Origin of the sequence: Mesorhizobium ciceri biovar biserrulae WSM1271, from assembly GCF_000185905.1 — a bacterium.
Classification (GTDB): Bacteria; Pseudomonadota; Alphaproteobacteria; order Rhizobiales; family Rhizobiaceae; genus Mesorhizobium; species Mesorhizobium ciceri.
Genome location: NC_014923.1, coordinates 4,580,931 through 4,600,369, shown reverse-complemented (window position 1 = coordinate 4,600,369; position 19,439 = coordinate 4,580,931). Strand labels below are relative to the sequence as shown.

The 19,439-nt window shown below is 62.2% G+C and carries 19 protein-coding genes, 1 tRNA gene and 1 pseudogene; 14 read left to right on the top strand and 7 right to left on the bottom strand.

The annotated features are described in order from the left end of the window. Positions 1-8 precede the first annotated feature (8 nt). A complete protein-coding gene (locus MESCI_RS22420; protein WP_013532242.1) occupies positions 9-581 on the bottom strand; it encodes an NADPH-dependent FMN reductase in 573 nt (190 codons plus the stop codon). Between the two features lie 204 nt (positions 582-785). Here MESCI_RS22420 and osmF point away from each other — a divergent pair, with 204 nt between their 5' ends. The 5 genes from osmF to MESCI_RS22395 all read left to right on the top strand — a co-directional run bounded on the left by osmF (position 786) and on the right by MESCI_RS22395 (position 6,978). After that, entirely contained in the window at positions 786-1,697 is a 912-nt protein-coding gene (gene osmF, locus MESCI_RS22415; protein WP_013532241.1) for a glycine betaine ABC transporter substrate-binding protein OsmF, read from the top strand. A 55-nt stretch (positions 1,698-1,752) separates the two neighbouring features. Next, entirely contained in the window at positions 1,753-2,916 is a 1,164-nt protein-coding gene (locus MESCI_RS22410) for an ABC transporter permease (protein WP_013532240.1), read from the top strand. Next, positions 2,913-3,851: an ABC transporter ATP-binding protein gene (locus tag MESCI_RS22405; RefSeq protein ID WP_013532239.1), complete on the top strand. Its 939-nt coding sequence runs from the start codon at positions 2,913-2,915 to the stop codon at positions 3,849-3,851. Before MESCI_RS22410 ends, MESCI_RS22405 begins: the two co-directional genes overlap by 4 nt. Beyond that, positions 3,848-4,597 carry an ABC transporter permease gene (locus tag MESCI_RS22400; RefSeq protein WP_013532238.1) on the top strand — a complete coding sequence of 250 codons (750 nt, stop codon included), beginning with the start codon at positions 3,848-3,850 and terminating at the stop codon, positions 4,595-4,597. Before MESCI_RS22405 ends, MESCI_RS22400 begins: the two co-directional genes overlap by 4 nt. Before the next feature lie 239 nt (positions 4,598-4,836). Beyond that, positions 4,837-6,978: a sodium-translocating pyrophosphatase gene (locus MESCI_RS22395; protein WP_013532237.1), complete on the top strand. Its 2,142-nt coding sequence runs from the start codon at positions 4,837-4,839 to the stop codon at positions 6,976-6,978. Between the two features lie 272 nt (positions 6,979-7,250). Here MESCI_RS22395 and MESCI_RS22390 read toward each other — a convergent pair whose 3' ends face one another. Continuing rightward, positions 7,251-7,763: an outer membrane protein assembly factor BamE gene (locus MESCI_RS22390; RefSeq protein WP_013532236.1), complete on the bottom strand. Its 513-nt coding sequence runs from the start codon at positions 7,761-7,763 to the stop codon at positions 7,251-7,253. A gap of 114 nt (positions 7,764-7,877) precedes the next feature. Between MESCI_RS22390 and MESCI_RS22385 the strand changes: the two genes are divergently transcribed. The 7 genes from MESCI_RS22385 (at position 7,878) to MESCI_RS22355 (ending at position 12,615) form a co-directional block, all read left to right on the top strand. Then, positions 7,878-8,426 carry a ubiquinol-cytochrome C chaperone family protein gene (locus MESCI_RS22385; protein ID WP_013532235.1) on the top strand — a complete coding sequence of 183 codons (549 nt, stop codon included), beginning with the start codon at positions 7,878-7,880 and terminating at the stop codon, positions 8,424-8,426. Then, positions 8,423-8,971, top strand: a complete 549-nt coding sequence (locus MESCI_RS22380; protein ID WP_013532234.1) for a YceD family protein — start codon at positions 8,423-8,425, stop codon at positions 8,969-8,971. The genes MESCI_RS22385 and MESCI_RS22380 overlap by 4 nt, the downstream gene beginning before the upstream one ends. Positions 8,972-9,083: 112 nt before the next feature. Then, complete coding sequence (plsX, locus tag MESCI_RS22375; RefSeq protein WP_024504675.1) at positions 9,084-10,154, top strand: phosphate acyltransferase PlsX; 1,071 nt, start codon at positions 9,084-9,086, stop codon at positions 10,152-10,154. A gap of 9 nt (positions 10,155-10,163) precedes the next feature. After that, positions 10,164-11,135, top strand: coding sequence for a beta-ketoacyl-ACP synthase III (locus MESCI_RS22370; protein WP_013532232.1), 972 nt, complete (start codon positions 10,164-10,166; stop codon positions 11,133-11,135). Positions 11,136-11,238: 103 nt separating this feature from the next. Further along, positions 11,239-11,562 (top strand): integration host factor subunit alpha, encoded by a 324-nt coding sequence (locus MESCI_RS22365; RefSeq protein ID WP_013532231.1) that lies wholly within the window; start codon positions 11,239-11,241, stop codon positions 11,560-11,562. Positions 11,563-11,687: 125 nt separating this feature from the next. After that, positions 11,688-12,227: a MerR family transcriptional regulator gene (locus MESCI_RS22360; protein ID WP_013532230.1), complete on the top strand. Its 540-nt coding sequence runs from the start codon at positions 11,688-11,690 to the stop codon at positions 12,225-12,227. 85 nt (positions 12,228-12,312) lie between these two features. Further along, positions 12,313-12,615, top strand: coding sequence for an MDR/zinc-dependent alcohol dehydrogenase-like family protein (locus MESCI_RS22355; protein WP_013532229.1), 303 nt, complete (start codon positions 12,313-12,315; stop codon positions 12,613-12,615). A 541-nt stretch (positions 12,616-13,156) separates the two neighbouring features. On the opposite strand, the pseudogene MESCI_RS22350 reads toward MESCI_RS22355, so the two are convergent. Further along, a pseudogene (locus MESCI_RS22350) lies at positions 13,157-13,770 on the bottom strand (hypothetical protein). Here MESCI_RS22350 and MESCI_RS32695 point away from each other — a divergent pair. Together MESCI_RS32695 and MESCI_RS22340 are read left to right on the top strand one after the other, a co-directional pair. Beyond that, positions 13,751-14,335 carry a helix-turn-helix domain-containing protein gene (locus tag MESCI_RS32695; RefSeq protein ID WP_245268563.1) on the top strand — a complete coding sequence of 195 codons (585 nt, stop codon included), beginning with the start codon at positions 13,751-13,753 and terminating at the stop codon, positions 14,333-14,335. The pseudogene MESCI_RS22350 and the gene MESCI_RS32695 sit on opposite strands and share 20 nt — an antisense overlap. Positions 14,336-14,522: 187 nt before the next feature. Then, on the top strand, positions 14,523-14,984 hold the full coding sequence (locus tag MESCI_RS22340; protein WP_013532225.1) for a YbaK/EbsC family protein: 462 nt from the start codon (positions 14,523-14,525) through the stop codon (positions 14,982-14,984). A gap of 113 nt (positions 14,985-15,097) precedes the next feature. Here the strand turns inward: MESCI_RS22340 and MESCI_RS22335 are convergent. From MESCI_RS22335 to MESCI_RS22320, 4 genes are all read right to left on the bottom strand, one after another. After that, a tRNA-Pro gene (locus MESCI_RS22335) sits at positions 15,098-15,174 on the bottom strand. A 354-nt stretch (positions 15,175-15,528) separates the two neighbouring features. After that, a complete protein-coding gene (locus MESCI_RS22330; RefSeq protein ID WP_013532224.1) occupies positions 15,529-16,296 on the bottom strand; it encodes an outer membrane protein in 768 nt (255 codons plus the stop codon). A 290-nt stretch (positions 16,297-16,586) separates the two neighbouring features. Further along, positions 16,587-17,843, bottom strand: coding sequence for an O-antigen ligase family protein (locus tag MESCI_RS22325; RefSeq protein WP_013532223.1), 1,257 nt, complete (start codon positions 17,841-17,843; stop codon positions 16,587-16,589). Beyond that, the gene (locus tag MESCI_RS22320; protein ID WP_013532222.1) at positions 17,840-19,375 is read right to left on the bottom strand and encodes an undecaprenyl-phosphate glucose phosphotransferase; all 1,536 of its coding nucleotides are present in this window, start codon (positions 19,373-19,375) and stop codon (positions 17,840-17,842) included. The genes MESCI_RS22325 and MESCI_RS22320 overlap by 4 nt, the downstream gene beginning before the upstream one ends. Positions 19,376-19,439 lie beyond the last annotated feature (64 nt).

Sequence of the window (19,439 nt, the reverse complement as noted above, 5' to 3'; positions counted from 1 at the left end):
CGCCAAACCTATGCGTCCGGCGGCAACACCTGAAGCACCCGCGCTATGAACATATGGAACTCAGCCATGTAGTTGCGCAGGAAGTCCTCGGTGGATTCGACCGTCACTTCGCCGTCGTCCGTTATCAGTCCCGGCGTGAACTGGATATAGGCTTCCGGCGCATTCATCTGGGGTGAGTTGCAGAAGCTCAGAACGCTGCGCAGGCTTTGTTGGGCGACAGCGGTTGCGATGGCGCCCGGCGATGTTCCGATGACGGCGGACGGTTTGCGCGCGAATGAATTCTTTCCATAGGGGCGGCTCGCCCAGTCGATCGCGTTCTTTAATCCGCCAGGGATCGAGCGGTTGTACTCCGGGGTAACGAACAGGACGGCCTGAACGGACGCGATCGCCTTTTTGAAATCCCGGGCGACCGGCGGGAAATCCGCATCATAATCGTAGCTGTAAAGAGGCAGATCCCTGAAGGCGATTTCCGTCATTTCAAGTTCCGGAGGAGCCAGTTGAACGAGCGCCTTCGCGAGCTTGCGGTTGATGGATTCCCGGGCAAGACTTCCGATGAGGTAGCCGACTTTGTGTATGGCCATGACACGCTCTCCGTGTTTGCCACCCGCACTCTATGGCATTATCCGCCAGATGGCAGCAGATCGCCAGCGTCGCCTCAAAATCGGCCTTCCGAACAAAAATATTGCGCTGATCCCCCTTGTTATGAAACCGTGTGCCCCGACTGGCCGTTGAAGCCATGCTCATATGCGGTCATCGCGTTTCGGTTCATAGCTAGGGGTTCCACAATGTTTTCAGTCAAGTTTCTGGCCGGCGCGGCATTGGCGCTCGGCATCACGGTGGCTTCCGCCAATGCCCAGGTGGTTGTCTCTTCGAAGATCGACACCGAGGGCGGCGTGCTCGGCAACATCATCCAGCTCGTCCTCAACGCCAACAACATCAAGACATCGGACCGTATCCAGCTCGGCGGCACGCCGGTGGTGCGCAAGGCGATCACCGCCGGCGAGATCGACATCTATCCCGAATACACCGGCAACGCCGCCTTCTTCTTCGAGAAGGCCGACGACCCGGTCTGGAAGGATGCCGCCAAGGCCTATGAAACGGCCAAGAAGCTCGACTACGACGCCAACAAGATCGTCTGGCTGTCGCCGTCGCCCGCAAACAACACCTGGGCGATTGCGCTGCGCAAGGAAGTCGCCGAGACCAACAAGCTCGCCACGCTCACCGACTTCGGCAAATATGTCGCGGGCGGCGGTCAGGTGGTGCTGGCGGCTTCTGCCGAGTTCGTCAATTCGGCGGCTGCACTGCCGGCCTTCCAGACCACCTATGGCTTCACGCTGAAGCCGGACCAACTGATCACTCTCTCAGGCGGCGACACCGCGGCAACCATCGCCGCGGCCGCCAACCAGACCAACGGCGCCAATGCGGCCATGGTCTACGGCACCGATGGCGGCATCGCACCGTCCGGGCTCGTCGTGCTCGACGACGACAAGGGCGTGCAGCCGGTCTACCAGCCGGCGCCGATCATCCGCGAAGCGGTGCTGAAGCAACATCCCGAGATCGAGACGCTGCTGAAGCCGGTCTTCGCCAAGCTCGACCTCGTCACGCTGCAGGAGCTGAATGGTCGCGTGCAGGTCGGCGGCGAGCCGGTCAAGGGCGTCGCCGAGGACTTTTTGAAGAAGAACGGCTTCCTGAAGTAGGACGATTCCGGCGCGCCGCTTTCGTGGCGCGCCGGATCGACTGACGGGGGAGGGCGTGAACATCCGCTTCGACAAGCTCGGCGTGATCATCGCCGCTATATCAGCCTACGCGGCTTTTGCCGCGCCCTTTGCCACGTTCCGTGCCAACCGCATCGTCCCCGGCCAGGCGCGCTCAATTCTTGAGGCGCTGCCGGCAATCACCGGGACGCTGCTGCTCGTCATCGTCGTCGCCGCAGCACTCATCGCGCTGTTCAAGACACTGCTTGCGCTGCGCCTTGCCGCCAGCGTGGTGGCGCTTGCCGCGCTCGCGCTGCTGATCGGCGTCGCCGGAACATTTCTCACGCCGGAGGGCAACACCTTTGCGAGAGTTTCGCCAGCCTCCGGTTTCTGGATTCTGATCTTTGCCTTCACGCTTTTGCTTGCCGATGTGCTGACACGGCTGAACCTGTCGCCATTGGCACGAGTTGGCGTGCTTGCGGTCTCGGCTTTGGCGATCGGGCTGCTGTTGATTTCGGGAAGCTGGGACAATCTGTCGATCCTGAAGGAATATTTCAACCGCGCCGACAGTTTCTGGGCGGAGGGCTCCAAGCATGTGACGCTGGCGCTAGGGTCGCTGCTTGCGGCAGTGGTCGTCGGCCTGCCGCTGGGCATTCTCTGCCATCGTGTCGAAAGTCTGCGCGCCGGGGTTCTCAACGTGCTCAACATCATCCAGACCATTCCCTCGATCGCGCTGTTCGGCCTGCTGATCGCGCCGCTTGGCTGGGTGGCCACGCATGTGCCGGGGGCTGCCGCGCTCGGCATTCGCGGCATCGGCACAGCCCCCGCCTTCGTCGCGCTGTTCCTTTATTCGCTGCTGCCGGTGGTGGCCAACACCGTGGTCGGTCTCGCTGGCGTGCCGCGCACCGCCAACGACGCCGCACGCGGCATGGGCATGACCGACAGGCAGCGCCTGTTCGGCGTCGAGTTTCCGCTGGCTTTTCCCGTCATCCTCACCGGCATCCGCATCGTCTTGGTGCAGAACATCGGCCTCGCCACCATTGCCGCGCTGATCGGCGGCGGCGGTTTCGGCGTATTCGTCTTCCAGGGTGTGGGCCAGACGGCGATGGACCTTGTGCTGCTCGGCGCGGTGCCAACGGTCGCGCTCGCCTTTGCCGCCGCCATCATCCTCGATGCGGTGATCGAAATGACCGCCACCAGGCGCAGGGTTGAAACGGCATGATCGAGATCGAAGGCATTACCAAGCGCTATGACGCGACGACCGTGGTCGATGACGTGTCGATGGTCATCGAGCCGCGCACCATAGCCGTCATTGTCGGCACGTCCGGTTCCGGCAAGACGACGTTGCTGCGCATGATCAACCGGCTGGTCGAACCGACCTCGGGCATCATCAAGCTCGACGGCGCCGACAATCGTTCGCTGCCCGGCTATGAGCTGCGCCGCAGCATCGGCTACGCCATCCAGGGCCACGGCCTGTTCCCGCATCGCACGGTGGCGCAGAACATTGCCACCGTGCCGGTGCTGCTCGGTTGGGACAAGGACCGCATCAAGGCCCGGGTCGACGAACTGATGACGCTCTATCAGCTTGACCCCGAAGCCTTCGGGCCGCGCTATCCGCACGAACTGTCCGGCGGCCAGCAACAGCGCGTCGGCGTTGCCCGCGCGCTCGCCGCCGAGCCCAACGTGCTGTTGATGGACGAACCGTTCGGCGCCCTTGACCCGATCATCCGCAACAAGGCGCAGGAAGATCTGCTGGCGATCCAGAAGCGCTTCGGCACCACCATCATCCTGGTCACCCACGACATGGAAGAGGCCGTGCATATGGGCGACAAGATCGCGGTCATGGATGCCGGCAAGCTGGTGCAATACGCCAAGCCCGCCGAGATCCTGGCAAAGCCGGCAAGCGCCTTCGTCGAGACCCTGGTCGGCGCCAGCGAAAGGCCGTTCCGGTTGCTGTCGCTCGGCCGGGTCCGCGATGCCGTGGAGAAGGGCTCCGCCGAAGGCGAGGCGATCCCCGGCGACGCCAGCCAGCGTGACGCGCTGGCCGAATTGTTGTGGACGGGCCGGCCGGCGCTGCCGGTCAAAGGCGCCGATGGCAAGCCGCTTGGCCGCGTCACCGTCGACGGGCTGGTGAAGCGCGCGGCGAGGCCGGCATGAAGGCCTGGCTTCCATCGTTGCTCAGACTTGCCCTGGTGATGCTGCTCGTTGCCTTCGTCACCAATCCCGGCTGGTTCGTGCCGCTGCTGAAGCCGCTGACCGAAAACAATGCGCCGGTGATCTACAACCAGGGCAGCCTGCTGACGCTGACATTGCTGCATTTGCGCACGGTTCTGATCGCCACCGTGGCAGCAACCATCGTTGCGGTGGCGCTTGCCATCCTGGTCACCAGGCCGGCCGGCGCCGAATTCCTGCCGCTGTCGCGTAGCCTGGTCAACATCGGCCAGACCTTTCCGCCCGTGGCGGTGCTGGCACTCGCCGTGCCGGCCGTCGGCTTCGGCGAGAAGCCGACACTGATCGCGCTGTTTCTCTACGGTCTGCTGCCGATCTTCGAGAACGCGCTGACCGGCCTGACGACGCTACCTGCCAATGTCGTCGAGGCGGCGCGCGGCGCCGGCATGACCGGTTGGCAAAGGCTCACCAAGGTCGAACTGCCGCTCAGCGCCCCGATCATTCTCGGCGGCATCAGGCTGTCGGTGGTGATCAGCCTTGCCACCGCGACCATCGGTTCGACCGTGGCAGCCAAAACGCTGGGCGAAGTGATCATCGCCGGGTTGTTATCCAACAATCTCGCCTTCATCCTCCAGGGCGGCCTGATCGTGGCAGCCCTTGCCGTGCTGATCTATGACGGCCTGTCGGCCATAGAGCGCTACACGGCGCGCCGGATGGGCCGGGAGGCAGAGTAGCCGCGTCCTGCGTCAGGGCTAATTTCAATCGATCTAATCCCCGGGTGCTGACGGCAGCCGCCGCCTGGTCCCAACCATTTGGGCGAAAGCCGGGCAAAAACCGAACAATATCTTGACGTTCGCAGCCCTGTTTCGCATACACCGCTGCGAAGAGGCGGATTCCGTGCTCGGAATCCGGTCTTTGTCTCAACGGCCCAGGGAGGGGTTCTTTTGGGCCATCAATCGAGGAAAATCCGGCAATGACAATTATTTCCGCCGTCATCGCCTGCGGCCTGCTTTCAATCCTTTACGCCATCTGGGCGACACGTTCGGTCCTTGCGGCCGATCAGGGCAATGCACGCATGCAGGAAATCTCCGCGGCTATCCGCGAGGGCGCACAAGCCTATCTGGCGCGTCAGTACACCACCATCGCCATCGTTGGCGTCGTCGTCCTCGTGCTCGCCTGGTGGTTGCTGTCCATCACCGCCGCGATCGGCTTCCTGATCGGAGCGGTGCTTTCAGGCGCCGCCGGCTTCATCGGCATGCATGTCTCCGTTCGCGCCAACGTTCGCACGGCGCAGGCCGCATCGAACAGTCTCGCTGCCGGCCTCGACATCGCGTTCAAATCGGGCGCCATCACCGGCATGCTGGTTGCTGGCCTCGCCTTGCTCGGCGTGTCGATCTACTACCTCATCCTGACCCACTTCATGGGCCTCCAGCCCAATGACCGCATCGTCATCGACTCGCTGGTCTCGCTCGGCTTCGGCGCATCGCTGATCTCGATCTTCGCTCGTCTCGGCGGCGGCATCTTCACCAAAGGCGCCGACGTCGGTGGCGATCTCGTCGGCAAGGTCGAAGCCGGTATTCCCGAAGACGATCCGCGCAACCCGGCCACGATCGCCGACAATGTCGGCGACAATGTCGGCGACTGCGCCGGCATGGCCGCTGACCTGTTCGAAACCTATGCGGTGACTGTCGTCGCCACCATGGTTCTGGCTGCCATCTTCTTTGGCGGCACCGCCGTGTTGGGTGCGGCCATGCTTTATCCGCTCGCCATCTGCGGCGCCTGCATCCTGACCTCGATCGTCGGCACCTTCTTCGTCAAGCTCGGTTCCAACGGCTCGATCATGGGCGCACTCTACAAGGGCCTGATCGTCACTGGCCTGCTGTCCATCGTCGGCCTCGGCGTCGCCACCCAGGTGACGCTCGGCTGGGGTGAGGTCGGCACTGTCGCCGGCATGGTCATCACCGGCAAGAACCTGTTCATCTGCGGCCTGATCGGCCTCGTGGTGACCGGTCTCATCGTGGTCATCACCGAATACTACACCGGCACCAACAAGCGCCCGGTCAATTCCATCGCCCAGGCGTCGGTCACCGGTCACGGCACCAACGTCATCCAGGGCCTCGCGGTCTCGCTGGAATCGACGGCGCTGCCGGCGATCGTCATCGTCGGCGGCATCATCTCGACCTATCAGCTTGCCGGCCTCTTCGGTACGGCGATCGCGGTCACGACGATGCTCGGCCTTGCCGGCATGATCGTTGCGCTCGATGCCTTCGGCCCGGTCACCGACAATGCCGGCGGCATCGCCGAAATGGCCGGCCTGCCCAAGGAAGTGCGCCACTCCACCGACGCGCTCGACGCGGTCGGCAACACCACCAAGGCGGTGACCAAGGGCTACGCCATCGGCTCCGCTGGTCTCGGCGCATTGGTGCTGTTTGCCGCGTACTCGAACGACCTGAAGTTCTTCGCCGCCAATGGCGACAAATATCCCTACTTCCAGGGCATGGGCGAGATCTCCTTCGATCTCTCCAACCCATACGTCGTCGCCGGCCTGATCTTCGGCGGGCTGATCCCGTATCTGTTCGGCGGCATCGCCATGACGGCCGTCGGCCGTGCGGCGGGCGCCATCGTCGAGGAGGTGCGCAAGCAGTTCCGCGAGGATCCGGGCATCATGGCCGGCACCTCGAAGCCGAACTACGCCCGCGCGGTCGACCTTCTGACCAAGGCGGCAATCAGGGAAATGATCATCCCGTCGCTGCTGCCGGTGCTGGCGCCGCTCGTCGTCTATTTCGGCGTGCTGCTGATCTCGGGCTCGAAGGCGTCTGCCTTTGCAGCGCTGGGTGCCTCGCTGCTCGGCGTCATCGTCAACGGCCTGTTCGTCGCTATCTCGATGACCTCTGGCGGCGGCGCCTGGGACAACGCCAAGAAGTCCTTCGAAGACGGCTTTGTCGACAAGGACGGCGTCAAGCATCTCAAGGGTTCCGAGGCGCACAAGGCTTCGGTGACCGGTGACACGGTCGGCGATCCCTACAAGGACACCGCTGGCCCCGCCGTCAACCCGGCGATCAAGATCACCAACATCGTCGCGCTCCTGCTGCTGGCCGTGCTCGCGCACGGCTGATCTAGGCTTCAGCCCGAAACAACCCGCGGGAGCGATCCCGCGGGTTTTTCGTTGAGCAATGCCATGTCGACGCGTCAACAAGCCGATCTCTTGCATGCGGTAAATGCGCCGGTATCTCATCTACCGGCTTGGGTTTCGACGGCTTAAGCATCGCCGGCAAACATACGGGGATCTTGCCCTGATCGAGGCCACAACAAAAACCCGCAGGATCGCTCCCGCGGGTTTTTGGTCGCCTGAGATGATGAGGCTCCCGGAATGGAAGCCGAAAGGAATTAGGCGCCGCCGCCCGGAATGCTGGGTGCCAGTTTGCTGGCACCGTTGATGATCTGGCTGAGGAAGTTCTGGTCCTTGCCGCCGGTCGGTGTGGTGCGTGAGATGAAGTCGAACATCTTGCCGTCCTTCATCCCGTAATTGGCGATCTGGGTGACGCGGCCATCGGCGCCGAAATAGACCGCCAGCACATGCTGATCAATGAGCCGTGGCTTGTCGAAGGCGACGTAGCGCTTGCGCGTCTGCGAAATGTAATAGAAGGCCTCGTTGTCGAAGGTCGCGGTCGTCGACGGCGTGCCGAGCGCCAGAAGCACCTGCTCGCGGCTCGAACCGACCGGCACCAGGTCGATTGCCTGCTGGTCTATGACGTAACCTTGCGTCAGCGTCTCACTCGGGCTGAGGTCGCCGATCATCTTGGAGGTGTGGCAGGCCGATAGTGCCGAAACGATCATCAGCAGCGAGATCGCGCCGGCGGGCCTGGACGAGAAGGTCGACTTGAAATTCAGCGCGCGCAACAACAACTCCATTAGCTGGCCGCAACTTGCGCTGGGCCGCGAAACCGGTAAACCAGCTTGCTTGCCGATGCAACAAGCCCACTTCAACAAACGGTCCCCAGGAGACCATCCCCAATGTTCCAGCGCTTTTTTGGCCGCGAACGCTACGCCAACCGCGCTATCACCGAGGCGCTTTACGCACAAATCGTGGCGGCGGCGCGGCAGACGGTGTTTTATTCCCACTGGAATGTGCCAGACACGCCGCTTGGCCGTTTCGAGATGCTGTCGCTGCACATGTTCCTGTTCCAGCACAGGTTGCGCGGTGAGAGCGGTGCGGCGCAAGAGGTCGCCCAGGTGCTGATCGACGAGTTCTTCCTCGACGTCGACCATTCGTTGCGGGAATTGGGCATTGGCGACGTTGGCGTGCCCAAACGCATGAAAAAGCTGGCAAAGATGTTTTATGGCCGAACCGCTGCCTATGACGATGCCCTGGAAAGAAACGACCATGAAGGGCTGACCGCGGCTCTTGCCCGCAATGTCCGGCCCGACGCGGGCGCCTGGCTGGAAGCATCGCTGCTGGCCAACTATGTTACCGACGCGCGCAATCATCTGGCCGCGCAGACATCCGAATCGATTGTCTCCGGCACGCTGACCTTTCCCGCCGCCAAGGAGGTTGAACAATGAAGCATGTGGACCCGCAAAGCCCGGTCTCCTTCCGTGCAAACATCACGCGCCTGCCGCAAAAGGGCCTGCCGCTGGTTGTCGAAGCCGATGCCGCACAGCGTGCGGCACTGGCCGAGGAGCACGGGTTGATTTCGGTCGAATCCTATCGCGCCGAGCTTCTGGTCGCGTCGTGGAAGCGCAATGGCGTGAAGATAAGCGGTCGTGTCGAAGCCGACATCACCCAGGCCTGCATCGTCACGCTCGAGCCTGTCGAAGCGCATATCGACGAACCGGTCGAAGCGCTGCTGCTGCCCGAGGATTCCAAGCTTGGACGGCAGGGTTTCGATGGTGGCGGCGAGATCCTGCTCGACGCGGAAGGCCCTGACAGTCCAGAGACATTTTCCGGTGACACGATCGATGTCGGGGCACTCGCCGAACAGTATTTCGGGCTCGCCATCGACCCCTATCCTCGTAAGCAGGGCGCAGCGCTCAACGCCGGCAGCGAGACCGAACCGGCGGAGAATGAATTTCAGCAAAAACTGCGATCCTTGCTGGGAAAATCCTGAAAAGCTCGCCCGCGACGGAAAAGTCGGTTGTGTGGCAGCCCAAAACCGTTATTTTCGCCGAACCTTCGCGGTCGCTAAACGACCTGCCGCCTAACCGTGAGACAAATACCGCGTGATCAGGATTTCCATCGATGCCATGGGCGGCGATCACGGACCAGCCGTGGTCATTCCAGCGCTCATGACGGTCGCGACCCGTCGTCCCGACATCCGCTTCGTCATCTTCGGGCGTGAGGAGGTCGTGCGCCCGGAGCTCGCCAAATTTCCCAAGCTTGCCGAGATCAGCGAATTCTTCCATTGCGAAATTGCGGTCAGGATGGACGACAAGCCGAGCCAGGCGCTGCGCCACGGCCGCTGGAAGTCATCGATGTGGAAGGCCGTCGAAGCGGTCAAGGCCGGCACGGCCGACGCCTGCATTTCCGCGGGAAACACCGGTGCGCTGATGGCGATGTCGAAGTTCTGCCTGCGCACCATGGCCACCATCGATCGCCCGGCGATCGCAGCCCTTTGGCCGACATTGCGCGGCGAAAGCGTGGTGCTGGATGTCGGCGCGACCATCGGGGCCGATGCGCAACAGCTCATCGATTTTGCCATTCTCGGCACCGGCATGGCGCGCTCGGTCTTCGGCATAGCCCGGCCCAGCGTCGGCCTGCTCAATGTCGGCGTCGAGGAGATCAAAGGCCAGGAAGAGGTCAAGGAGGCGGGGCGCATGCTGCGCGAAGCCAACATGGCCTCGATGAACTATCACGGTTTCGTCGAGGGCGACGATATCGGCAAGGGCACGGTCGACGTTGTGGTGACCGAGGGCTTCGCCGGCAACATCGCTCTGAAGACCGCGGAAGGCACGGCGCGCCAGATAGCGGGTTATCTGCGCGCCGCGATGAGCCGCACCCTGATGGCCAGGATCGGCTACGTCTTCGCTAAGGGCGCCTTCAACCGCTTGCGCGAAAAGATGGATGTCGGCCGCTCCAATGGCGGCGTTTTCCTGGGGCTGAGCGGGATCGTCGTCAAAAGCCATGGCGGTGCTGATTCTGACGGGTTCGCCGCCGCGATCGAACTCGGCTATGACATGGTCCGCAACAACCTCCTCGACCGTATCGAGGCCGATCTGGACCTGTTTCATGCGCGCAACCCGCGCGCCCTGTCATCTAGGAAATCCGACGTCGTCACCGACGCAAAGGAATAGGAAAGAACTTTGATCAGATCAGTCGTGCGCGGCACGGGCGCCGCGCTGCCCCGCCGAATCATGAAGAATGCCGATTTCGAAGGCATGGTCGAGACCTCCGACGAGTGGATCGCCCAGCGCACCGGCATTCGCCAGCGCCACATCGCGGGCGATGACGAGACGACCGCTTCGCTGGGGGAAGCGGCGGCACGTGCCGCACTTGCCAATGCGGGCCTCACGCCCGCCGACATCGATCTGATCGTGCTGGCGACCTCGACGCCCAACAACACGTTTCCGGCCACCGCCGTCGAGATCCAGAACCGGCTCGGTATGCATCACGGCTTTGCCTTCGACATGCAGGCGGTCTGTTCGGGTTTCGTCTATGCCGTGACCACCGCCGATCTCTACATCCGCGGCGGCCTGGCCAAGCGTGTCCTGGTGATCGGTTCGGAAACATTCTCGCGCATTCTCGACTGGAGCGACCGGTCGACCTGTGTGCTGTTCGGAGACGGCGCCGGTGCCATGATCCTGGAAGCGGGCGAGGGCGCGGGCACGATCGCCGACCATGGCGTTCTGGCGGCCAGCCTGCGCTCCGACGGCACGCACAAGGACAAGCTTTTTGTCGATGGCGGGCCGTCGACGACGGGTACGGTCGGCCATCTCCGGATGGAGGGCCGCGAAGTCTTCAAGCATGCGGTCGGCATGATCACCGACGTCATCGAGGCGACGTTCGCGCAAGCCGGAATCACTGCCGATGATCTCGATTGGTTCGTGCCGCACCAGGCCAATAAACGAATTATTGACGCTTCCGCCAAGAAGCTCGGGATAGCTGAGCAAAAGGTGGTGGTTACGGTCGATTTGCACGGTAACACCTCGGCTGCTTCCGTGCCGTTGGCGCTGTCGGTGGCCGTTGCCGACGGCCGCATCAAGAAGGGCGATCTCGTCCTCCTGGAAGCGATGGGTGGCGGCTTCACCTGGGGCGCTGTCCTGGTTCGCTGGTAAGTGCCGAACGGTCCAGTTTCGGTCCTTGACCTTGACGGATCAATTACTTAGGCTCTGCCGTTGTTGTGCCGAATTTTATGTTTTGAGCTGATGGGACGGTCGCATGGGGGGAAAGACACTTACGCGCGCCGACCTTGCCGAGGCAGTTTACCGGAAGGTCGGCCTGTCGCGCACTGAATCGGCCGAACTCGTCGAAGCGGTGCTGGATGAAATCTGCGAAGCCATCGTGCGCGGCGAAACGGTGAAGCTGTCGTCCTTCGCGACATTCCACGTCCGCTCCAAGAACGAGCGTATCGGCCGCAATCCCAAGACCGGCGAGGAAGTGCCGATCCTGCCGCGTCGGGTGATGACCTTCAAGTCGTCCAACGTGCTGAAGAGCCGTATCTTGCGCTCCCATCAGAGCGGCAAGGCCAAAAGCGGCAAGTAATCCTACTGCGCGGTTGAAAACCGCCACCGCCATGACGCCGGGCTTGAATATTGCTTCATAAACCGCTGAAATAAGCCCCGATTCGGCAGCTAGGCCGGATCATCGTCCAGCGTGAGGATTCGCCCATGGACAAGAGCCCCGACGCCTTTCGTACCATCAGCGAGGTCGCCGAAGATCTCGATTTGCCGCAGCATGTGCTGCGCTTCTGGGAAACGCGTTTCAACCAGATCAAGCCGATGAAGCGCGGCGGCGGCCGTCGTTACTACCGGCCGCAGGATGTCGAGCTGATCAAGGGCATCCGCCATATGCTCTACGACCAGGGCTACACCATCAAGGGCGTGCAGAAGCTGTTGCGCGAGAACGGCAACCATTTCCTGGTTGCCATCGGCAATGGCGACATGGCCGCCGTCGAGGCGATCTCGCAGCGAAGGCAGGCTGACCAGGTGCCGCTGACGTCGGCGGCCCAGCCGCGCAGCATGGACGACGAACTGGTCGGCCAGCCGCGCGTCAAACCCAGCCGTCGCTTTTTCGGCCTGGGCAAGAGCGACGAGGACGGTCCGGTGCAGCCGGATGCCTCGAAACTCTCGCGCGACAACAGGGCCTTGCTGCAGGAGGCGCTGTTCGACCTCCTGGAATGCAAGCGCCTGCTTGATCAGGTGCGCTGACCGCAGCCCGACGCGATAGTTCGAAACCGGAACCCGTCTTCCGGTGAGGCGTTACGTTTCCTTCTGCAAGTGAAGGAAACACATCATGGCATCATTTTCGACCCTCTCGGACATCGATCTCGACAGGCAGGTCGCGGCTCTCACCAAAGAACTGGCCAGTTTGAAGAGGGCTGTGGCAAGGCGAGGCGGCGCCTACTACGAGGACGGTCGCGATGCAGCCTTCGACACCTATTCCGATCTTGCGGGGCGTCTGCGCGACGCCATGCCGGCACTGCGCAAACAGGGCAGGGTGATCGAGAGGTCGGCCCGCGACCATCCGGCGGCTGCCGCTGCTGTCGGCCTTGTGGTGCTCGGTCTTGTCGCCAGTTTGCTGTTCAGCCGGCGCTGAGGCGGTGCTTCTGATGGTGGAGATAGCTGGCGCCGTCATTCGACGAACTTGGTGCGCCCAAATCGTGTCGAGCTAACGCGCCGCAATGCCAAGGGAAGACCGGCCTTGGACAGGAAGCCAAGGCCGGTCTTCTCGGTGGCAGTTTGCGGTGCTTAGGCCTTGTTTCCGATCACATGGTGGTGGTGGCGGTGATGATGGTGATGGCGGACATGGTGGCGATGATGATGGTGGTGACGATGATGCTTTGCCATCGGCGCCGCATCCGCACTCGTCGCGCCGATGACGGGCACCGTGAAAGCCAATGCAACTGCAAGCCCGAGGGCCGAGAGGAGGGACTTCTTCATGGATCGTTTCCTTTTGTTTCGCGGGCGCATATGGATCGGGGCGATAGCCCGGCCGCCGCGAATGGAATTACGCGCCTGAATTTTTTCGTCAGTATTTCCCGATTGTAGAATTTTGTTTCTGGACTGTTTCTGCCCAATCCAGCCTCCCGCCACCATGCACGGCAAGATCGAGAGGCGGCCATTGGCCGCCTGTCCGACTACATCGGCGGCACGACGCCGTTGGTTCCGACCACGACGCGGCTGGCGCTCAGTGCGCCGTCACTGCCCCGCTCAGCGGTGACAAAGACCGTCGCACCCGGCTTGAGGTCGCTCGGCGTCGCCGGCGCGAAGGTGACGACAGGGGTGGTGTCGGGAATCGAAATCTTCTTGGTCTGGCCATTGTCATAGGTCAGCGTGACGGATCGCCCGCTTATATCGGTAACGTCGGCGACGGTGCCGTTGGTCATCCGGCTGTTTGGCTGCAGGTCCCAGGGGCGGTCACCCTCGCCGGTGCCTTTCAGCGCGGCCGGAAAGACCACCACCTCCAGGGCGCCGCTGCCGCCATCCGCTTTCGAAACGGAGGCAATGCCGAGGAAATCGCCCTGCTTGATGTCCTTTGCCGAGGCGTTGGCGACGCCCGAGATCTTCCAGCCGGCCTTGAGCTTGATCGCGTCGGTATCGCCCTGGCGGGTTTTCACGGTGAGCAGCGTGGGCTTAAACTGACCACCGTGCCGCGCACACGCAGCGCGCCTGCGGCTTGGGCGGCGCCCGCGCCGGCGACGGAAAGGCTGGAAATCGTGCCGAGCACGACCATGACTGTCTTCAAGTTCATTGCAAATAATCCTTCCGGGAACGAACTGGCTGGAACCGGATGGTTTCACGCCAGCGACCCGGAGATAACGAAAGGCCGCGGCGAGACTGCCGGCAAAAGGCCAATCAGGCCTTCAAAACAACTTGAGAGCGACGTGTGCGCCAGAGGGCGCGCCAGGCACCCGGTTCACGATCCCGTGACGGCCATTTTGGCCCTTGGCAAATCGCCGGTGAGAGGGCATCTTCCCGACCGTCTCAGGCAACACTCCTCATTTGATCAAACTCTTTCAGTCATGGAGTTGCCAATGCCCCATAATGCGAAAAGCGAACCCCACTCCGAACCGGCAACCAACGGGAGCGGGCCAGATTACAACACCCTCAGAGCGATGCGGGAGACCCGCGGTTACAGCGTGGAAGAGCTTTCCCTGACATGCGGCCTGGCGGTGGACGAGATTGAGGATATCGAAAGCGGCAGAGTGACCGATCCGTCGAAGCTGCGTCGTATTGTGTCCGCGCTTCACCTTCCCCAGGAAGCTCTGATCACCCCGGCTGCGCCGCCGGCGGCGCAAGGTCGATCGCTGGCGTAGACCCGCACCAGGCATTCCAGAGAACCCGCCAAGGCCCTCTTGGCGGGTTTCTTTGTACCTGCCGCAGCGTCTGCTTCAGCCTGGCGCTTGCCGATTTGTATGCCGCGCGTGCTTATATGCGCGGCGGCCCCGGCTGCTGGACAGCAATCCGCCGTCCTTCAAGTTTTTGAACCATGGGTTTTTCGATATGAGCCTGGACTCCGTTCGTGCCTTCTTCGCCACCCACGCGCCTGATATCGACGTCATCGTCACGGAGGCGAGCTCGGCGACGGTGACCCTGGCGGCCGAGGCGCATGGCGTGCTGCCGGCGCAGATCGCCAAGACGATCTGCCTGCGCGTCGGCGACCGCACCATGCTGGTGGTGACCAGCGGCATCGCCAGGCTGGACAACCGCAAGTTCAAGGACCAGTTCGGCGGCAAGCCGCGCATGCTCGACGCGGCGGAAGTTGTCGAAGCGACGAGCCATCCGGTCGGCGGCGTCTGCCCGTTCGGCCTGCCGGCGCCGCTGCCGGTCTATTGCGACGTGTCGCTGCGCGAGTTTGACGAGGTGGTGCCCGCGGCAGGCGCCACCAATGCGGCGGTGCGGATCAGCCCGCAGAGGATGGTTGAGCTGATTGGGGCTGAGTGGATCGATGTGTGCCAGGGGTAGCCCAAGCCAGAGTTCAAGCGGCAGAGCACATGGTTGCCCCGATCCGAGATTTGGCCGGGCTGACCGAAGCATCTGGAGAGGCGGACTTCGGGGGCAAGTCCTGCTTTCAAATTTGGTCGGAGTGGCCGGATTCGAACCGACGACCCCTTGACCCCCAGTCAAGTGCGCTACCGGGCTGCGCTACACTCCGGACCGCGCAAAGCCCTATATTCTCAAGGGTTCAGAAGCAAGAGGCGAATTCGCTGAAATTGGTGAAATGGGAACAGATGGTGTCCCGGTGTGCCTTTGGTGACCGAAAGTCACACCGACAAATCATACCGCAAGTGCTGCTTAGGTTCCGGTCACCGAGGGCGGACACACTACGTGCTTTGTCTTGCCCTGGAAGGGCATAGCCTGCACCGCTCTAGGCTGCAATTGCCCAAAGAAGTTCAAGACTTCGTTCAATCGCCAGAATGTTCGAAGGAATATGTAGGCTACGAGGAAAGGGGAGCGCTGACGAGCTCCCCTGACGCTAGATCTGATCCGCGAAAATGATGTCGATGCACTACTGACCCATTCCAAACTTGTAGGTTAGCCGGGCCATCACGGCATCGACCTTTGCCTCTGTGCGATAGGTCTCGGGATTGTCGCCGAGAGTGCCATCATCGAACACGTTGTCGCCCGTGCTCGTCTTATGGCCGAGGTCAACGTGGGTGTAGTCCACGCCAAGCGAGAGGTTGTTCGTAAGGGCATAGTCGATGCCAGCGCCGAGCGCATAGCCGTTCTGCCACTCATTCTTTTCGTAGGTCACCAGGGCGTCGTTGTCTCGGGCGCGGAAATCCACCTTGCCGCCGGCATAACCAGCCTTGGCATAGATCAGCACGCGATCGAAGGCGTAGCCGACGCGGCCGACGACCGTGGCATAATTCGAGATTTTGGCGGTCTCGGTGTCGCTGTCCGGGAAATAGGGGCTGGTGATGGTCTTGCGGATGCCCGTTGCCGTCCAGGTCGCTTCGCCGCCCAGAATGAACTGTCCCCACTGCCATTGCGCGCCTGCATGGATACCGCCGGCTACGCCGGCTTTGTTGAAGTCAAATCCTTCTGTTCCCGCCGGAACGAGGTCGGTGAAGAACCCACCGTTTGGCTCGGTCATATCCGTTGCCGTGATGTCACCATTGGCAACGCCGAGATGGCCGCCGACATAGAGGCCGCTCCAGTCATAGGCCGACCCCGCAACCGGGGCCAACATGTCTGCTGCTGACGCGGTGCTTGCCGACAGGGCGGCAACCGCGAGAACTGCTAAGAATCTATTCACGTATTTCTCCCAACCCAAGTAATTCCCTCGGGAACAACAATAGCCGGGAGCGAAATGAAATTATGTGATGTTTTTGCCACAACCGCATATTTTTGCCATGGACCAACCGTCCGTCGAGCACTCGATCTACACTGGCCTGACGCTTCAAAACGCAAATGAAGCCGAGTAAAGCGCATGTAGAGCGCCTAGTCAGGAAATCCATCAGAAACTTCGTATTCGGGAAGCTCTCGAAGCTGTCTTCGTCGTGATGTAGAGCGGGCCGGATCTCCACCGAAGGCCAACGTGAAGCCCTCTCACTCCCGCGACTTTTATGCCGGTGCCGGCGAGCCCTGTAAGGCAGGCCGCAACAGCAGTTGATGCCTGTATTCCAGCGCGATGGCGCCCCAGATCAGGCCGAGCAGCAGGTAGACATGGCGCCAGTGGTCGATGTCGATGAAGGTGCCGAGCCCGATATTGCCGATGAAGGCGACATAGGCGCACAGGAGATAGGGCTGCCACGGCCGGTCGCGCAGCAGGATGCGGAAGCCGGCTGCTATCGTCCATAAGACGAGCGCCAGGAACGACACGAAGCCGAGCCAGCCATAATCCATCAGCATCTTCAGCCAGATATCGTGGGTGTCTTCACCGAAGATCGTGCCGAAGACCAGCGGGCCGATGCCGAACGGATGCTCCATCGCCATCTGGAAGCCGATGCCGTAGCGGGCGAAGCGGCCGAGGCGGGCGGTGTCGTAGCTCTGTTCGAGATGGGCACGGTTGGAAAACATCTCCGACACGCCGGGCAGCTGCAGGATGACGATCATGGCGACGACCAGCAGTGCCAGCGCGGCAATCGTCATCACCACCACGCGCAGCCGGAACATGCCGCTGGCGCTTTGCAGGAACAGGCAGCCGGTGAGCAGGACGGCCGAGACGGCGAACATGCCCCAGGCGCCGCGCGAGAAGGAAAAGAAGATGCCGGCGGTGATGATCAGCAGTGGCACCGCCAGCAGCGGCATGCGCGTCACCGGTCCGGTCAGAAGCAGATAGAGCAGATAGATGCCGGGCAGCACCAGGAACGGTCCGAACACGTTCGGATCCTGGAAGGCGCCGGCGGCACGATCGTATTTGGTGAACATCTCGGCGCCCGGAAAGGCGTGGAAGTAGCCTGCAATGCCAAGCAGCGAGGTCGCTACGGCCGAAACCACATAGGCAATGAAGATCAATCGGTAGAGGTTCGGCTGTACGGCGGTGATCGATGCGAAGAACACTGCGCTGAAGGCGAGAAACAGCGAGACGGCGAGATAGAGCGGCGTGTTGGCGAGGTCCGCCATCTGCGTCATGGAGATCATGCCGCCGATGTTCATCGTCACCAGCAGCACCAGCAGCGGCGTTGCCGCGCGGGAAATCCGCAAGCCGAAAAGCGCCCAGATGGCGATCAGCCCGGCCATGTAGAGCTCATAGGGCGCCGGCTCGCTGATGACGAAGCCGGACAGCAGAATGCCGAGGAAAACCGCGCCCGACGAAATCAGCGCGACCAGCTTGGCGTTGACCACGGCCTGCGGCAGATCATGGGCGATCGCGCTCAATAGGCGTTTTCCGTGTTGAGCAGCCGGAGCGGCGTCAGGAACAGGATCCGCAAATCGAACAGCAGCGACCAGTTCTCGATGTAGTAGAGATCATACTCCGTGCGCATGCGGATCTTCTCGTTGGTGTCCATCTCGCCGCGCCAGCCATTGATCTGCGCCCAGCCGGTGACGCCGGGCTTGACCTTGTGGCGGGCGAAATAGCCGTCGACGACCTCGTTGTAGAGCAGGTTATGCGACTGCGCGGCGATGGCGTGCGGACGCGGGCCGACCAGCGACAGCGAACCCAGAAGCGAATTGAAGAACTGCGGCAGCTCGTCGATCGAGGTCTTGCGGATGAAGCGGCCGACGCGGGTGACGCGCGGGTCGTTCTTGGTCACCGTCTGCTTGGCGGTCGGGTCGGCCTTGTCCGTATACATCGAACGGAACTTATAGACCTCGATGATCTCGTTGTTGAAACCGTGCCGCTTCTGATGGAACAGCACCGGACCCTTGCTGTCGAGCTTGATGGCGATGGCGGTCGCCAGCATCACCGGCGAGAACACGACGATGCCGATCAGGCTGAAGACGATGTCGAAGGCGCGTTTGGCGACCGAATCCCAGTCGTTGATCGGCTTGTCGAAGATATCCAGCATCGGCACCGCGCCGATGTAGGAATAGGCACGCGGGCGAAACTGCAGCGCGTTGGAATGCGCCGAAAGCCGGATGTCGACCGGCAGCACCCACAGCTTCTTCAGCAACTGCAGAACGCGCGATTCGGCGGTCAGCGGCAACGATACGATCAGCATGTCGATACGCGCGATGCGGGCGAACTCGATCAGTTCCGAAATGGTGCCGAGCTTGGGGTAGCCGGCGACGATGGGCGGTGAGCGCTTGTCGCCGCGATCGTCGAAGATGCCGCAGATGCGGATATCGTTGTAGGGCTGCTTTTCGACCGAGCGGATCAGGATTTCCGCCGCCTTGCCGCCGCCGACGATGACGGCGCGCCGCTCCATGCGGCCATCGCGCGCCCAGGCCCGGATCAGCTTGGACATCACCAGCCTGAGGCCGAAGATGAGAACGAAGCCGATGACGAACCAGCTGCCCAACAAAAGGCGCGAATAGTTTTCCGACATCTTCATGACGAACGCCGTCAGCGCCATCAGGGCGAAAGTGCCGGCCCAGACCAGCAGCACGCGGCCGAAATTGGCGATCGGCCGCATCAGGGCGACGATCTGGTAGCAGTCGGTGACGTCGAGCAGCACCACGGCAAGGAACGACGCGGCGGCGATCGTTACCGGATACTGCCAGGCGAGATAATTGAAGAACCCGACATAATGGAAATAGACGGCGAGCCCGGACAGGAACAGCAAGCCGAATTCGACCATGCGCAGGACGCCGCTGACCATGATCGGCGACATCGTATCGCGCCGGTACTGCGAGGCGACCTGGCGCGCGACATCGTTCATGCCGCTTGGCGTGTCGCCATCGGCCGGGCCGTCGAATTTACGCACCGCCTCTGCTGAAAAGCGGCGCGCGGGGTCGATCTCGTTCATGAGGGCTTTCCGCAAGCTTCCCCACGGTGAATAGCAAAAGAGAGCTAAGAAACCCTTGAAACAA

What these genes read in the sequence shown, in the direction of transcription:
- MESCI_RS22420 (WP_013532242.1), bottom strand. Translation starts at nt 581, where the DNA reads ATGGCCATACACAAAGTCGGCTACCTCATCGGAAGTCTTGCCCGGGAA.
- osmF (WP_013532241.1), top strand. Translation starts at nt 786, where the DNA reads ATGTTTTCAGTCAAGTTTCTGGCCGGCGCGGCATTGGCGCTCGGCATC.
- MESCI_RS22405 (WP_013532239.1), top strand. Translation starts at nt 2,913, where the DNA reads ATGATCGAGATCGAAGGCATTACCAAGCGCTATGACGCGACGACCGTG.
- MESCI_RS22400 (WP_013532238.1), top strand. Translation starts at nt 3,848, where the DNA reads ATGAAGGCCTGGCTTCCATCGTTGCTCAGACTTGCCCTGGTGATGCTG.
- MESCI_RS22395 (WP_013532237.1), top strand. Translation starts at nt 4,837, where the DNA reads ATGACAATTATTTCCGCCGTCATCGCCTGCGGCCTGCTTTCAATCCTT.
- MESCI_RS22385 (WP_013532235.1), top strand. Translation starts at nt 7,878, where the DNA reads ATGTTCCAGCGCTTTTTTGGCCGCGAACGCTACGCCAACCGCGCTATC.
- MESCI_RS22380 (WP_013532234.1), top strand. Translation starts at nt 8,423, where the DNA reads ATGAAGCATGTGGACCCGCAAAGCCCGGTCTCCTTCCGTGCAAACATC.
- MESCI_RS22365 (WP_013532231.1), top strand. Translation starts at nt 11,239, where the DNA reads ATGGGGGGAAAGACACTTACGCGCGCCGACCTTGCCGAGGCAGTTTAC.
- MESCI_RS22360 (WP_013532230.1), top strand. Translation starts at nt 11,688, where the DNA reads ATGGACAAGAGCCCCGACGCCTTTCGTACCATCAGCGAGGTCGCCGAA.
- MESCI_RS22355 (WP_013532229.1), top strand. Translation starts at nt 12,313, where the DNA reads ATGGCATCATTTTCGACCCTCTCGGACATCGATCTCGACAGGCAGGTC.
- MESCI_RS32695 (WP_245268563.1), top strand. Translation starts at nt 13,751, where the DNA reads ATGACTGTCTTCAAGTTCATTGCAAATAATCCTTCCGGGAACGAACTG.
- MESCI_RS22340 (WP_013532225.1), top strand. Translation starts at nt 14,523, where the DNA reads ATGAGCCTGGACTCCGTTCGTGCCTTCTTCGCCACCCACGCGCCTGAT.
- MESCI_RS22320 (WP_013532222.1), bottom strand. Translation starts at nt 19,375, where the DNA reads ATGAACGAGATCGACCCCGCGCGCCGCTTTTCAGCAGAGGCGGTGCGT.